Here is a 14440-nt window from a genome sequence, read left to right as displayed (position 1 = left end):
TATTCTGTCGGCTGGTTTGACACATAAATGTTCGCATAGTTCACTATGCATGCATATACGCGGGTAGACAAATAAAGTTTGTCTACTTTTTTTATTTGCTTTAACGACCCAAACCATGTATTCGCGAGACAATATTCGGAGGTGGATTACGATTAGCAAAGACATGTATGTCAATGAAGGCATTCGCGCAAGAGAAGTTCGTTTAATCGATCACAACGGGGAACAGCTCGGGATTAAATCGAAAAACGAAGCACTCGACATTGCAGCAAATGCAAACTTAGATCTCGTTCTCGTCGCTCCTCAAGCGAAACCCCCAGTAGCTCGTGTCATGGACTATGGAAAGTTCAAGTTCGAACAACAAAAGAAAGAACGAGAATTACGTCGAAATCAAAAAGTCATTAACGTGAAAGAGGTACGCCTCAGCCCGTCAATCGACGAACATGATTTCCAGACGAAACTTCGCAACGGACGTAAGTTTTTAGAAGCTGGCGACAAAGTGAAAGCTTCAATTCGATTCCGTGGTCGTGCTATTACGCATAAAGAACTCGGTCAAGAAGTGCTTGAGCGCTTCGCTGAGGAATGTAAAGATATTTCGACAGTAGAAGTAAAACCTAAGATGGAAGGTCGCAGCATGTTCCTCATGCTTGGCCCAGTCAATGAAAAGAAATAAGAAACAAAAGAAATTTTAGTAGGAGGAATCACCATGCCTAAAATGAAAACACACCGCGGATCAGCGAAACGCTTCAAGAAGACAGCTTCAGGAAAAGTAAAACGTGGCCGCGCATACACAAGTCACTTATTCGCTAACAAATCAACGAAACAAAAACGCCACTTACGTAAGGCGTCACTCGTTTCTTCTGGTGACTACAAACGCATTCGCGAAATGATCACTTACATGTAATCATCGTTCGCATCAAACATTTACAAACACTTTATAGGAAATAGTAGGAGGTCATTATTATGCCACGCGTAAAAGCTGGAACAGTTTCACGTCAACGTCGAAACCGAGTTTTAAAATTAGCAAAAGGATACTACGGTTCAAAACATACATTATACCGCACTGCCAATGAACAGGTCATGCGTTCATTCAACTATGCGTACCGTGACCGTCGTCAGAAAAAACGTAACTTCCGTAAATTATGGATTACACGTATTAATGCGGCAGCACGTATGAACGATATTTCATACTCAAGCTTAATGCACGGTTTAAAAGTAGCGGGTGTTGAAGTTAACCGCAAAATGCTTGCTGATTTAGCAGTGAACGATGCTCAAGCATTCGCACAACTTGCTGATACAGCGAAACAAGCAATCGCAAAATAATTGATGAGAACTGTCATTATACTTATATAATGACAGTTTTTTTGTGTGGAGGAACAGATGCTTATTTGGATGGTCTATTATGTGCTATTAACGATAATTGGAACGATTGCAATGCGTGTGGATAAGAGACGAGCAATTTTAGGACAATACCGTGTATCGGAAAAGCGTCTGTTAACAATCGGCCTATTAGGTGGAGGATTGGGTATTGCTTATGGCGCTCGAAAATACCGTCATAAAACAACACGTTTTTCTTTCATGTATGGAGCACCACTTATGACATTGTTACATGGCGTGATATGGACAACCTTACTTATTCAAGGAGGAATGATATAAATGAAACTGGCAAAATTATTTCAAATGCAAACAGAGCTAGATGCATATATTCAAAGAAATCGTAAAGAGCAAACAGACGTTTTTCGTGAAAAAGGGTTGGCTTTGCTCGTTGAATTAGGAGAACTCGCGAATGAAACGCGCTGTTTTAAATTTTGGAGTACGAAGGGACCTTCTGAACGAGCAATTATTATCGAGGAGTATGTTGATTCCATTCACTTTATTTTATCGCTAGGCATTGAACGTGGCTTAACAAATATTAAGACATGGCCGCAAAGTGATGATACAATGAAGGAGAAGAATGTTACAGAAGTATTTATGTCAACTTACGAAGCGATTGTAACATTTTTAAATAATCCAACAGAACACCACTATCGAATTATTTGGCAATGGTATGATGCACTCGCTTTTCATTTACAATTTTCGAACGATTCAATCATTGAAGCATATATTGCAAAAAATGAAGAGAATTATGAACGTCAAAAGCGAGGTTATTAAAGAGGAGGCTTTTTAGATGCAAGAATGGAGTCGTGAAGAATTTGGAAAACGGCTAAATGCGTTACGAGAACAACGCAATTTATCGATGTCTGCCTTTGGAGAAGCAATCGGAACTTCTGCGAGTCGAATTAAGGACTGGGAACAAGGAAAAAATGCACCAAGCGCTGCGTGGATTGCCAAAATCTCTGATCGTTTTAACGTTTCAACAGATGAATTAATCATCGGAAAAGAAGAGAGACGGGAAGAGACGAGCGATGAATTTCGCATGCTCGTCCGTTTCGAACAGATGCGTGAAATGATGCACGATGGGGCTTCATCTTTACCATTTGAATATGCTGAACAAATTGCTCACTTTAATGAAAATAAAGATGTCTATCGCGGTACGAAAGGGCGTAAACTTATGGAGTTTGAACTGATGAAGCTCGTCCTCCAATTGCCAAAGAAAGATGTTCACGAGCTATATGAATTAGCCAAAATTAAATATTCTTATGTCAAATAATAAAACAGACTGCTTTTTCGAAGCAGTCTTTTTTAATTACACAATTTCTCGAATATTCGGTATGATGAAGAAAAGGAGGAATGGAAGATGAAAGCATATGTTCATGAAGGAAACGATTATGTATTAACAGAACGACCTGTTCGCCGATGTGGCTCACATGAGGTGCGTGTTCGTTTACATGCAGCTTCTTTAAACCGTCGTGACCTCTATATTAAAAATCGTCGTCAAGGAGCGTCAACGGCTCTTATATTAGGTTCAGATGGAGCAGGAACGATTGAAGAAGTGGGGCCAAATGTTACAAGATGGCAAGTCGGAGATGAAGTCATTATTAACCCTTCACTTCGTTGGTATACTCAAAGTGAAGCAGCTCCAGCGGATTATGATATTTTAGGAATGCCAGATGACGGAACATTCGCTGAAACTATTACGATATCAGAAGAACAAGTCGAGCCTACTTTATCCCATCTCACTTGGGAAGAAAACGCTTCGCTCGCCTTAGCTGGTATGACAGGATATCGCGCACTCGTTACAAAAGGGCAAGTGACTGAAGAAGATACCGTCTTTATTCCCGGGGGGAGTAGTGGCGTTGCGACGTATATGATTCAAATTGCAAAAGCTCTCGGAGCGCGTGTCGTGACCTCTTCACGCGATGCTGAAAAGCGCAAGCAATTGAAAACATTAGGAGCGGATCTCGTTTTAGATACGGCAGAGGACTGGGGGACAGCATTAAAGAATGAAACTATCACTCTCGTAATTGACAGTGTTGGTCGCGCAACTTTTAATCGTTCGTTGGAAGTGCTTGAACGTGGAGGGCGCCTCGTCGTATTTGGTGCTACGACAGAGGATACTGTTGAATTAGACTTGCGCACATTTTTCTATAATCAACAACGAATCATCGGATCCACGATGGCTTGTCGTGAAGAATTGCAACAGTTTTTACATTTAATGAAGCAATACGAATTGAAGCCTGTGCTTGACTGCGTATATCCATTGCAAGAGGCATCCGCTGCTATGGAACGTTTGGAGCACAGTGAACAATTTGGAAAAGTCGTTCTTACAATGAATTAAGTCGCAAACGTGAAACATTTCTTTAAGAGATGTTTCACGTTTTACATAAAGCTTAGAAATTCGAGAATAAGCGTTAAACATGCACCGAAAGACGAGAAGGAGTGAAAAAATGAAACGACAAGGACTCACAACAGAAGAAGCGACGCAATTATTGCAAAGATACGGTGAAAATAAATTAGTCGAAGCGAAAAAAGAATCGTTACTGAAAAAGATAGGAAAACAGTTGCTCGATGTACTGATGCTTATTTTACTTATTGGTGCCATCGTTTCTTACATGATAGGAGAAACGACCGACGCATTTATTATTTTAATCGTAGTCGTTTTAAATATTACAATCAGTTTAGTTCAAGAATATAAAGCAGATGACGCATTAGAAGCTTTGAAAAATATGACGGTACCGAAAGCATTTGTGCGGCGTGATGGCATTGTACAAGAAGTAGAAGCAACTGCCGTTGTGGTAGGAGATGTCGTATTGCTAGAAGCTGGCCGTCTTGTGCCTGCTGATTTAGAAATTATTCAAGCGAAAGATTTAATGATTGATGAATCTGCATTGACGGGAGAATCGGTTCCCCAGTTAAAAGAAGTAAACGAAATCGCTGCAATGTCTACGATTGTGACGAATGGAACAGCATTAGGAATTGTAAAAGCAACAGGTATGGATACGGAAATCGGAAAAATTGCCTCGATGTTAAATGCAACAGCTGATGATTTAACACCTTTACAAAAAAGTTTAAATACATTAGGAAAATATCTCGGTATCGCGACCGTTTTAATTAGTATTATTATTTTTTCTATCGGTTTTTTCCAAGGGCGGGACATTCGCGAAATGTTTATGCTTGCGATTAGTTTAGCTGTTGCTGCAATCCCGGAAGGACTTCCAGCAGTTGTTACGATTGTGCTCGCTTTAGGGATGCGAAAAATGGTGAAGCGTCACGTTATTATTCGTAAGCTTCCAGCTGTAGAAGCACTCGGTAGTGTCGATGTCATATGTTCTGATAAAACAGGGACATTAACACAAAATAAGATGACAGTTCTTCATGTCATGGCAGAAGGGCATATCGAAAAACCGAATGCACATCATTCAGCCCTCGATATATTAGCGGAAGTGTTTGCGCATTGTCATCATGTTGAACGTTCAGCAGGAGATTGGATAGGGGAACCGACAGAAGTCGGACTCGTCACATATGCATATAAATATGACTCAAGTTTATACAACCGTTATCCATTAGTCGATGAGATTCCATTTGACTCTACACGTAAAATGATGACGACGATTCATGAGAAGGACGGTCGCACTATTGCTTATACGAAAGGAGCGTTAGATCGCGTATTAGAGAAATGTGCTTTTCTATGGGAGAAAGGAGAAGCGGTTCCTTTAACATTTGAAAAACGTCATCTTATTCAAAATCAAGCAAATGAAATGGCGAGTGATGCTTTACGCGTATTAGGTGCGGCAATGAAACGAGAAGGAGATTTGTATAGAGAAGATGAGCTCATCTTTGTCGGTTTTGCTGCGATGATGGATCCTCCTCGTGAAGAAGTGAAAGCAGCACTAGCGGAAACTAAAAAAGCAGGGATTCGAACGGTGATGATTACAGGAGATGATCCTCATACCGCTTTTGCTATTGGGCGCCAGCTTGGCTTAGCGCATTCGATGGATGAAGTTTGGACAGGAACGGAAATTGATGCAGTAGATTCTGATACGTTTGCTCGTCAAGTTCGGAATGTATGCATATTTGCACGAGTTTCCCCGACGCATAAAGTGAAAATTGTTCAAGCATTACAAGCGCACAACCTCGTCGTATCGATGACTGGAGATGGTGTGAATGATGCACCTAGTTTAAAAGCAGCAGATGTCGGAGTGGCGATGGGGATTACTGGAACCGATGTTGCAAAAGGCGCATCGGATATCGTGTTAACCGATGATAATTTTTCCTCGATTGTGCAAGCAGTTAAAGAAGGGCGTACGATTTTTAATAATATTAAAAAAACCGTACTCTTTTTATTATCTTGTAATTTAGGCGAAATTATCGCGCTCTTTTTTGGGATTTTACTTGGGTGGCCGACGTTATTACGTCCGGTTCATATTTTATGGGTCAATCTTATTACGGATACTTTTCCAGCACTCGCTTTAGGAGTGGATAATGATAATCGTCATGTCATGGAACAAAAACCTCGTCGTTCAGAAGAACACATTTTACACGGTTCGCTTCAACATCTCGTATGGAATGGATTATTAATCGGCGTATTAACTTTATTTGCTTTTATACTAGGTGCGTATTATGTGGACGGACAATGGATGCACGGCCAAAACTTATCTGCTCACGGATTGATGGTAGCTCAGACGATGGCATTTTTAACATTGAGCTTTGCGCAGTTATTCCATGCATTTAACGTTCGCTCAATGACGGATACGATTTTTTCAAAGCAGCTGTGGAGTAATCGTTATTTATTGTATGCTTTCGGATTCGGATTGATGTTACAAGTAATACTCGTTACAGTCGGACCACTCGCTAATGTCTTTCATCTTCATGCTTTAACAATGGCAGAATGGCTCACCGTTTTTGGCCTGAGTATCATTCCAATTTTCTTTAATGAAATGCTAAAATTGAAACGACGTCGTGCTAAAAATCGTGTACAATGAATGATGGATAAAGAATGAGGAGGAACGATTGTGGAAATTCAATTAAAAGAAATCGAACGCATCGAAGACCCTACGGGAATTTTAGCTGGAGTTCGAGAGGAAGTTCATTTCGTCGTGCGTTTTGAAGATGAGGAAGATGAATTATACCGTGCAGATGGAATCGGCGTTCGTTTACTCATTCATGTGGACGAGCAAGCTATTTTAGCTCACTTTATTTACGAGACAGCAGACGGAGCAATTTTACAATATGAACTTGATGAAGATGAATTACAAGCTCTTTATGAGCATTATGCTCAAAACAAATAAAGTGCGAAATAGCTAAAAATGCTTCATAATGGAAGTGTTAAGAATGTTTCTCAATGATAATAGACATAGGAGTGTAGATATAATGAGTAAGGAAATTGTAGACGTCACGATTATCGGAGCAGGACCGACAGGCTTATTCGCGACATTTTATGCAGGAATGCGCGAGATGAGTGTCAATTTAATTGATAGTTTACCCCAACTTGGAGGACAATTAATCGAGTTATATCCAGATAAATATATTTATGATGTCGGGGGCTTCCCGAAAATTTTGGCGAAAGACTTAGTCGCAAACCTAGTAGAACAAGCACAATTTGCGAAGCCGAATATTTATTTAGAAGAAGCAGTCGAGTCTTATGAGAAAAAAGAGGACCATTTCGTATTAAAGACGAATCGCGGCGAATATTTAACGCGTACAATTTTAATTACAGCTGGAATCGGAGCATTCCAACCACGTAAGATCGGAATCGAAGAAGAAGTTCACTTTGAAGGTGAGACATTGCATTACGGCATTAAAGATTTGCAAGTATTCGCTGGCAAAAACGTTCTCGTTTGTGGTGGGGGAGACTCTGCAGTAGACTGGGCCCTTATGTTAGAAGAAGTAGCAGAGAAAGTGACACTCGTTCACCGCCGTGAGCGCTTCACAGCACACGAGACGAGTGTGAATCAATTAATGGAGTCTACGGTCGAAGTGAAAACATCTCGTCAAGTGAAGGCAATTAAAGGTCTCGAAGGTAAAGTAGATACTGTCGTTCTCGCTAATAAAGAAGGAGAAGAAGAACATATGGACCTCGACCATGTCGTTGTGAACTATGGAAATATATCTTCTCTCGGGCCGTTGAAAGACTGGGGTCTAGAAATGGATCGAAACAGTATAATTGTCGATCGTCACATGGCGACGAATGTTGAAGGTATTTTCGCAGCAGGCGATGTCGCTTCTTATGACGGAAAAGTAAAATTAATCGCTGTCGGATTCGGTGAAGCACCGATTGCGATCAGTCATATTAAAACGATGGTCGATCCGAAAGCACGCGTTCAACCGAAACATAGTACAAGTGTTTTTAAACAAGATGAATAAAATAAAGAATGCATAAAAGAGACGTATGAAATCCATTTGATTTCATACGTCTCTTTTTTTAGTTTAAGCAGCTTTTTCTGCTTTTAGTTGTTCATCAAGTTCTTTTAATTCAAGCATTTGTGTCACAGTAATGAATTCGTACCCTTCATCTTGTAAGTACTTCATGACAGCATCTAAGCCGTCCGCAGTCGGTTGGTGAATATCATGCATTAAAATAACCGCACGATCATGGACTTGTGCTTTCGTAATCGCTAATAATTTATCAGGATTACGGTGTTGCCAGTCTAAAGTATCGACTTCCCATAAGATAACAGGTAAACCACCGAGTTGTGCACGAACTTTATCGTTCACACCTCCATAGGGTGGACGGAATGTTTTCGGACCTTCACCTGTTGCTTGTTGGATTAATTCATTTGTATGCTGCACTTCATATTTCACTTTATCCGTTGCTAAATTAGGAAGCAGTGGGTGACTATAAGAGTGATTCCCGAGTTCATGCCCACGTTCTAATACTTCTTTTGCAAGATCTGGTGCCATTTCCACACGATTTCCAAGCATATAAAATGTTGCAGGTGCTTTATACTTGTCTAAAATATCGAGAACCATCGGTGTCACTTTTTTATCTGGACCGTCATCAAACGTCATCGCGACATATTTTTTAGAAGGATCGAGCTGTGTTGATTGATAGTCTTCTGTCAACATTTCATTTAAATCACGGAGACGAATGGAAACAGCATTTGCGCCTGCTTCATTAGACTTTGTAAAGTGGTCTTCATCGAAATAGAAAATGATATTATCGCCTGTAAATGCGAAGTTATCGAAATCTTTCCACGTCATCGCTTTCATCTTCTCATCAAAATCATCACGTAAATGATCTTGATACATTTCGTCATTTTGTAGAGCATTTGCTACAGTTTCTTGAAGAGTAACTAAGTGTTCATCGTTTTGAACGAAAAGTGATTCCATAGGGAATAAACCAGCATATTCGTCATTTTGTAGTGCACGGAATGCTTTTAACTGTTGCAATTCATAAGGAGTTTTTGTGCTTTCAATCTTTGTATCTTCAAGGAATACGAAAGCGACGTGACCGTCTGTCCCTTGGACAACTTCTACATCCATAGCAAATTGACCCTTTGCTTCTTTGTCTTGCAATCGCGTCTCGACTACGCGATCAACATATGCTTGCTTTTGTTCATTAATAAATTGTTGTGTCGTTTTGTTCACATCATCAAAAGGAGTTTCGATGTAAGTCACTTTAAACGGATAGCGATCGCTTTTAAATGTCTCAGTTTTCTTTTCAACAGTTAAACCGTCTAAGTCTTCCATCGTTTCTGTCGTTGTTTCGGTTTCCAATTGGCTGGCATCTACATTTTTTTCCGCAAATGGTCCCATTTCATTGGCGTACGCATAGTAGGTACCATACCCACCACCTGCTACGAGGATGAGAATGAGTGCGAGTAAGCCGAATAACTTACCCTTTGATTTTTTTCTTTGTGATCGATACATGTTGAACGTCTCCTTGCTTCTAAAGTTTAAATGATTTACAGCTATTTAGACGTCAGAACGACTAAAATAGTTTGCACAAAAAGAAAAAACTTTCCCTTGCGCAATCTTTACCCGACTATGGAAAAATAAAACAAACTAGCGCTTCAACCTTTTTTCATAATTCGAATTATGATACAATGTCCTTCATTAGTATAATCGAAAAGAGAAACTAATTAAACGAAAGTCATTATAAAAATAGAAAGTAGGTTGTATCGATGGATAAGCAATATCGCGTTTTGCTTTTTTATAAATACACACAAGTAGAAGACCCAGTAGCATTTGCTGAGGAGCATTTAGCATTTTGTAAAAAAATTGGTCTGAAAGGCCGCATTTTAGTAGGAAAAGAAGGTATTAACGGAACATGTTCAGGAACGATTGAGCAGACGGATGCTTATATGGAAGAACTTCGTAAAGATCCGCGTTTTGCAGATACTGTTTTCAAGATGGATTATGAAGATGGGCATGCATTTAAGAAAATGCACGTGCGTCCACGTGAACAAATCGTTAACTTAAGTTTAGAAGACGATATTAATCCAAATGAAATTACAGGTCGTTATCTTGAACCGACAGAATTTTATGCAAAAATGCAAGAAGAGAATACAGTTGTCATTGATGCGCGTAATGACTATGAATATGATGTTGGTCATTTCCGCGGAGCGGTACGTCCAGATATTCGTACATTCCGTGAATTGCCACAGTGGATTAAAGAGAACCGTGAAATCTTTGAAGGTAAACAAGTTCTCGCCTACTGTACAGGTGGTATTCGCTGTGAGAAATTTACTGGGTGGATGCTTCGTGAAGGCTTCGATAATGTGAACCATTTACATGGTGGCATTGTTACATACGGTAAAGACCCTGAAGTGCAAGGGCGATTATGGGATGGACAATGTTACGTCTTCGATGAGCGTCTCGTCGTACCAGTTAACCGTGTAAATCCTACAGTCGTAGGAAAAGACCATTTTGATGGTACACCATGTGAACGTTATGTTAACTGTGCGAATCCAGAGTGTAATGAGCAAATTTTATGTTCAGAAGAAAATGAACATCTTCATATGCGTGGTTGTACGGATGATTGTATGACACACCCTCGCAATCGCTATGTAGAAGAACATGAAATGACAGAAGAACAAGTAGCTGAGCGTTTGAAGCAATTAGAAGAGCATCGTGCGGTCGTTGCAAGTTAATGTTAAAACTGTTTGAGGAATGGAACTCAAACAGTTTTTTTTCGTCTAATTTGTGATAGAACGATTACTAAATTGTGAAAAGCTCATACCATTGATGAAATCAATGGTATAATAAACAAGATTGATTATTTGGAGGATTGCATGATGGAATGGAAAAATATATATCGTGGACTACTTATGGGAATTAGTGATTTAATTCCAGGTGTGAGTGGTGGGACGATCGCTTTTATTTTAGGAATCTATGATCGCTTTTTAGAATCTCTAAGCAAATTTTTTAGTAAAGAGTGGAAGCAACAGTTACCATTTCTCGTTCCTTTAGGGATCGGTATAGGAATTGCGCTTTTAGGATTCAGTCGCGTCATTGATTTTTTATTGACGAAATATGAAACGCCGACGATGTATTTCTTTTTAGGACTGATTATTGGAGTCATTCCTTTTATTGCAAAACAAGCGAAAGTGAAGACGGATTTCACTTTTGGCCATTTCATCGTATTAACGATTGTGGCAATTTTACTTGCTTTTACAGCATTTATCGTTCCGGATACGTCGGTCATTACGAAGCTGACAGTCGGAAAAGCTGTATTTTTATTTTTTGCTGGCTGGTTAGCGAGCATGGCTATGTTATTGCCTGGAATTAGCGGTTCTTTTATTTTATTATTGCTTGGAGCTTATCATACGGCAACGAATGCCTTATCGACATTCAATATTCCGATTATTATCGTGGTCGGCCTAGGTGTCGCTTTAGGATTTATTGTCAGCAGTAAAGCGATTACTTATATTTTACATCACCATCGTGTCCTAACATTTTCTGTTATTTTAGGATTGATTGTCGGATCTGTTTTTGTTATTTATCCAGGACTCCCTGAAAGTGGGACCCCTCTTGTCATGAGTATTGTGGCATTTGTGACAGGTTTGATTGTCGCGAATATATTCAATGAAGTAGGAGAAATGGAAGAACAGAAGGAGGCGCTATAATTTGAGCTTTATTTTCAGAAAGAAACAAGAAAATGATATAAGAACGACAGATGAATTAATTCAAAATGAACTCCGAAATGTGTGGATTCGTCTACCGGACCCAACTTTACAGAAACAATTACAACTCGCTCGTTTAACAGAGCGAGATTTAGCAGTGTTGCAACTTTTGAAGCCTTATTCAGATGAACTATTGCAAGTGACGGCAGAAGCTTTTTACAGTGGCTTAGAAAAGATTCCTGAGTTGAGCGCGCTCATCCAAGAACATAGCACTGTTGAACGATTAAAAGGTACACTTCATGCCCATTTAGGTGAAATATTTAAAGGGAAAATTGATGAAGCCTATTTTCAACAACGTATTCGAATTGCGAAAGCTCATGTCCATATTCAATTAGAAACGAAATGGTACATCGGCTCATTTTCTAGTTTATTCGAAGAATTCGTCAATTTTGTCCATCAATTAGAAATGCCAGCGCGAGTAAAGACAGATGTCATTATTGCGTTCAATAAAGTGTTAAATTTTGAACAGCAATTGGTGACGGAAGCGTATGATGAAGAAATTTTAAAATTACGCGAAAAAGATTTAGAAGAAAAAGAAATGATTAAACAGACAGTTCTTGGTACAGTTGAAGAATTGGCAGCGATCAGTCAAGAAACGAGTTCAGCCATTGAGCAATTAGCGCATCAAGCGACAACGATTAAAAGCTTTACAGAGAAAAACTTCGAACTCGTTGTAGAGACGGAAGAAAGCTCAGTAAGCGGTAATCAATTAATGACGCAACAAACGCAAGAAATGAATGCGACGACGAATCAAATGGATGAATTAACGAAGAAGATGGATGAATTGAGAGAAGCTTCAGATCAAATTCGCTCAATCGTTAGTCTTGTCACTTCGATTGCAGATCAAACGAATTTATTAGCATTGAATGCGGCAATTGAAGCAGCGCGCGCAGGCGACCACGGTGCGGGTTTTGCGGTTGTTGCGAGCGAAGTGCGTAATTTATCAGAAGAAACGAAAAAAGCAATCGGAAATGTTACTGGCCTTATTCAAGATATGGACAGTCGTACCGAAGAGATGAAGCGTTCCATCGATGCGATGTATCGCTTGATTCATACAAGTGCGAACAATTCGATGCAAGTATCGGGAGTCTTCGGTGAAATTGTTCATTCGATGACAGGGATTAAACAGCAAAGTGAACAGTCCAATGAAGAAATTGCGACAATCTCAAATATTTTAAATGAATTGACGAGTGCTGTTAATATGTTGGCTAAATCATCAGACAGTTTAATTCAATCCGTGGAACATATGTAAAAAGTATGAAAAAACGCAAAACGATGGCGGTCGTTTTGCGTTTTTATATTATTTGCGTTCTTCTTTAAACGCGTCTTCTACTGTTAAATGCATCGCTTTTGCAACACCTTCACCGTAAGCAGGATCTGCATGGTGACAGTTACGGATGTGGCGATATTTAATGAAGTCTGGGGCATCGCCCATATTGCGAGCGGTATTGCCGAAGAGCGCCTCTTTTTGTTCATCGTTCATTAAATTAAATAATTTACCAGGTTGTGTGTAATAATCATCATCATCTTCACGGAAATCGTAAATGTCCGCATCGCCATCTAAGCGAAGTGCTGGGTCCTTGTAAGATGGTTGATCTTGCCATTCACCATAACTATTCGGCTGATATGTTTTCGTTGCACCTAAGTTGCCATCTGTTCGCATCGCACCATCGCGGTGATAGCTATGGAATGGACATTGTGGTGCGTTGACAGGAATTTGGTGATGGTTCACACCGAGACGATATCGTTGCGCATCACCATAAGAGAAGAGACGAGCTTGTAACATTTTGTCTGGAGAGAAGCTAATTCCCGGTACAACTGCTGCTGGAGTGAATGCTGCTTGCTCTACTTCAGCGAAGTTATTTGCTGGATTTCGGTTTAATTCGAATTCGCCAACTTCGATTAATGGGAAATCTCCTTTATACCACACCTTTGTTAAATCGAATGGATTGTAAGGATGATTGCGTGCTTGTTCTTCTGTCATCACTTGAATGTACATTTTCCATTTTGGGAAATTACCTTCTTCAATTGAGTCGTATAAGTCACGGATATGCGTTTCGCGGTCATGACCTACTTTTTCAGCTGCTTCTGCGTCTGATAAGTTTTCGATACCTTGTTGTGTATGGAAGTGGAATTTCACCCAGTGACGTACACCTTGTGCATTGATAAAACTATACGTATGACTACCGAAACCGTGCATATGACGGAATGACTTCGGAATACCACGATCACTCATCGTAATCGTAATTTGGTGGAGTGCTTCTGGTAGGCTCGTCCAAAAATCCCAGTTATTCGTCGCGCTACGTAAACCTGTACGTGGATCACGTTTAATCGCGTGGTTTAAGTCAGGGAAATGCATTGCATCACGGAAGAAGAATACTGGTGTATTATTCCCGACTAAATCCCAATTTCCTTCTTCTGTATAAAATTTCATTGCAAATCCGCGAATGTCACGTTCAGCATCTGCGGCACCACGTTCACCAGCTACTGTAGAAAAACGAGCGAACATCGGTGTTTCTTTCCCGATTTCAGAGAAGATAGACGCTTTCGTATATTCCGTAATATCATTTGTTACACGGAATGTACCGTATGCACCGCCACCTTTAGCATGCATACGACGCTCAGGAATCACTTCACGATGGAAATGAGCTAATTTTTCAATTAACCACACATCTTGTAAAAGTACAGGTCCACGCGGGCCTGCTGTCATTGAATTTTCGTTATCAACTACTGGAGCTCCTGCTGCTGTTGTTAATTGTTGTTGAGAATTTCTTTCTTTATTTCTCATTTAAAATACCTCCCAATATGATTTGGTTCACACCATTCGATTACATCATAACAACTTCTTTTTCATTTCACAAGTGTTTTGTTTAGAATCATTATAAAAAGATATAAATTCTAATATAAGGAATGAGAAAGTTTTATAAATAATGTAGTCT

Annotated in this window: 15 protein-coding genes; 13 read left to right on the top strand and 2 right to left on the bottom strand. The window is 39.8% G+C overall.

What is annotated here, in order from left to right; genetic code table 11:
• The first annotated feature begins 163 nt into the window (after positions 1-163).
• The 10 genes from infC to IRY55_RS09940 all read left to right on the top strand — a co-directional run bounded on the left by infC (position 164) and on the right by IRY55_RS09940 (position 7740).
• Positions 164-670, top strand: coding sequence for a translation initiation factor IF-3 (gene infC, locus IRY55_RS09985; protein WP_194563178.1), 507 nt, complete (start codon positions 164-166; stop codon positions 668-670).
• Positions 671-703: 33 nt separating this feature from the next.
• Positions 704-901 (top strand): 50S ribosomal protein L35, encoded by a 198-nt coding sequence (gene rpmI / locus IRY55_RS09980; protein WP_194563177.1) that lies wholly within the window; start codon positions 704-706, stop codon positions 899-901.
• A gap of 59 nt (positions 902-960) precedes the next feature.
• Positions 961-1320: a 50S ribosomal protein L20 gene (gene rplT, locus IRY55_RS09975; RefSeq protein WP_194563176.1), complete on the top strand. Its 360-nt coding sequence runs from the start codon at positions 961-963 to the stop codon at positions 1318-1320.
• A gap of 57 nt (positions 1321-1377) precedes the next feature.
• Positions 1378-1653 carry a DUF1294 domain-containing protein gene (locus tag IRY55_RS09970; protein ID WP_194563175.1) on the top strand — a complete coding sequence of 92 codons (276 nt, stop codon included), beginning with the start codon at positions 1378-1380 and terminating at the stop codon, positions 1651-1653.
• Positions 1654-2148, top strand: a complete 495-nt coding sequence (locus IRY55_RS09965) for a dUTP diphosphatase (protein ID WP_194563174.1) — start codon at positions 1654-1656, stop codon at positions 2146-2148. It abuts the gene before it with no gap.
• A gap of 16 nt (positions 2149-2164) precedes the next feature.
• Positions 2165-2647, top strand: coding sequence for a helix-turn-helix domain-containing protein (locus IRY55_RS09960; protein WP_194563173.1), 483 nt, complete (start codon positions 2165-2167; stop codon positions 2645-2647).
• An 87-nt stretch (positions 2648-2734) separates the two neighbouring features.
• Positions 2735-3715 (top strand): zinc-binding dehydrogenase, encoded by a 981-nt coding sequence (locus tag IRY55_RS09955; protein WP_194563172.1) that lies wholly within the window; start codon positions 2735-2737, stop codon positions 3713-3715.
• A 109-nt stretch (positions 3716-3824) separates the two neighbouring features.
• Positions 3825-6359, top strand: a complete 2535-nt coding sequence (locus IRY55_RS09950; RefSeq protein ID WP_235961121.1) for a cation-translocating P-type ATPase — start codon at positions 3825-3827, stop codon at positions 6357-6359.
• Between the two features lie 30 nt (positions 6360-6389).
• Positions 6390-6665 (top strand): DUF6509 family protein, encoded by a 276-nt coding sequence (locus IRY55_RS09945; RefSeq protein ID WP_194563170.1) that lies wholly within the window; start codon positions 6390-6392, stop codon positions 6663-6665.
• 82 nt (positions 6666-6747) lie between these two features.
• Positions 6748-7740, top strand: a complete 993-nt coding sequence (locus IRY55_RS09940) for an NAD(P)/FAD-dependent oxidoreductase (protein WP_194563169.1) — start codon at positions 6748-6750, stop codon at positions 7738-7740.
• Positions 7741-7803: 63 nt separating this feature from the next.
• Here the strand turns inward: IRY55_RS09940 and IRY55_RS09935 are convergent, their stop codons facing one another.
• Positions 7804-9246, bottom strand: a complete 1443-nt coding sequence (locus IRY55_RS09935) for a polysaccharide deacetylase family protein (protein WP_194563168.1) — start codon at positions 9244-9246, stop codon at positions 7804-7806.
• A 254-nt stretch (positions 9247-9500) separates the two neighbouring features.
• On the opposite strand from IRY55_RS09935, the gene trhO reads away from it, so the two are divergent.
• The 3 genes from trhO (at position 9501) to IRY55_RS09920 (ending at position 12753) form a co-directional block, all read left to right on the top strand.
• On the top strand, positions 9501-10469 hold the full coding sequence (gene trhO / locus IRY55_RS09930) for an oxygen-dependent tRNA uridine(34) hydroxylase TrhO (RefSeq protein WP_194563167.1): 969 nt from the start codon (positions 9501-9503) through the stop codon (positions 10467-10469).
• A 144-nt stretch (positions 10470-10613) separates the two neighbouring features.
• Entirely contained in the window at positions 10614-11444 is an 831-nt protein-coding gene (locus tag IRY55_RS09925; protein WP_194563166.1) for a DUF368 domain-containing protein, read from the top strand.
• A gap of 1 nt (position 11445) precedes the next feature.
• Positions 11446-12753 carry a globin-coupled sensor protein gene (locus IRY55_RS09920; RefSeq protein ID WP_194563165.1) on the top strand — a complete coding sequence of 436 codons (1308 nt, stop codon included), beginning with the start codon at positions 11446-11448 and terminating at the stop codon, positions 12751-12753.
• Positions 12754-12801: 48 nt separating this feature from the next.
• Here the strand turns inward: IRY55_RS09920 and IRY55_RS09915 are convergent, their stop codons facing one another.
• Positions 12802-14289, bottom strand: a complete 1488-nt coding sequence (locus tag IRY55_RS09915) for a catalase (RefSeq protein WP_194563164.1) — start codon at positions 14287-14289, stop codon at positions 12802-12804.
• Between the last annotated feature and the right edge of the window lie 151 nt (positions 14290-14440).

Origin of the sequence: Savagea serpentis, assembly GCF_015351395.1 — a bacterium.
GTDB classification, from domain to species: Bacteria; Bacillota; Bacilli; order Bacillales_A; family Planococcaceae; genus Savagea; species Savagea serpentis.
This window is presented reverse-complemented; position numbering and strand designations above follow the sequence as displayed.

Excerpts from the sequence above, each read along its gene's own strand:
- infC (WP_194563178.1), top strand. The coding sequence starts at position 164 with ATGTATGTCAATGAAGGCATTCGCGCAAGAGAAGTTCGTTTAATCGAT.
- rpmI (WP_194563177.1), top strand. The coding sequence starts at position 704 with ATGCCTAAAATGAAAACACACCGCGGATCAGCGAAACGCTTCAAGAAG.
- rplT (WP_194563176.1), top strand. The coding sequence starts at position 961 with ATGCCACGCGTAAAAGCTGGAACAGTTTCACGTCAACGTCGAAACCGA.
- IRY55_RS09970 (WP_194563175.1), top strand. The coding sequence starts at position 1,378 with ATGCTTATTTGGATGGTCTATTATGTGCTATTAACGATAATTGGAACG.
- IRY55_RS09965 (WP_194563174.1), top strand. The coding sequence starts at position 1,654 with ATGAAACTGGCAAAATTATTTCAAATGCAAACAGAGCTAGATGCATAT.
- IRY55_RS09960 (WP_194563173.1), top strand. The coding sequence starts at position 2,165 with ATGCAAGAATGGAGTCGTGAAGAATTTGGAAAACGGCTAAATGCGTTA.
- IRY55_RS09955 (WP_194563172.1), top strand. The coding sequence starts at position 2,735 with ATGAAAGCATATGTTCATGAAGGAAACGATTATGTATTAACAGAACGA.
- IRY55_RS09950 (WP_235961121.1), top strand. The coding sequence starts at position 3,825 with ATGAAACGACAAGGACTCACAACAGAAGAAGCGACGCAATTATTGCAA.
- IRY55_RS09940 (WP_194563169.1), top strand. The coding sequence starts at position 6,748 with ATGAGTAAGGAAATTGTAGACGTCACGATTATCGGAGCAGGACCGACA.
- IRY55_RS09935 (WP_194563168.1), bottom strand. The coding sequence starts at position 9,246 with ATGTATCGATCACAAAGAAAAAAATCAAAGGGTAAGTTATTCGGCTTA.
- trhO (WP_194563167.1), top strand. The coding sequence starts at position 9,501 with ATGGATAAGCAATATCGCGTTTTGCTTTTTTATAAATACACACAAGTA.
- IRY55_RS09925 (WP_194563166.1), top strand. The coding sequence starts at position 10,614 with ATGGAATGGAAAAATATATATCGTGGACTACTTATGGGAATTAGTGAT.
- IRY55_RS09915 (WP_194563164.1), bottom strand. The coding sequence starts at position 14,289 with ATGAGAAATAAAGAAAGAAATTCTCAACAACAATTAACAACAGCAGCA.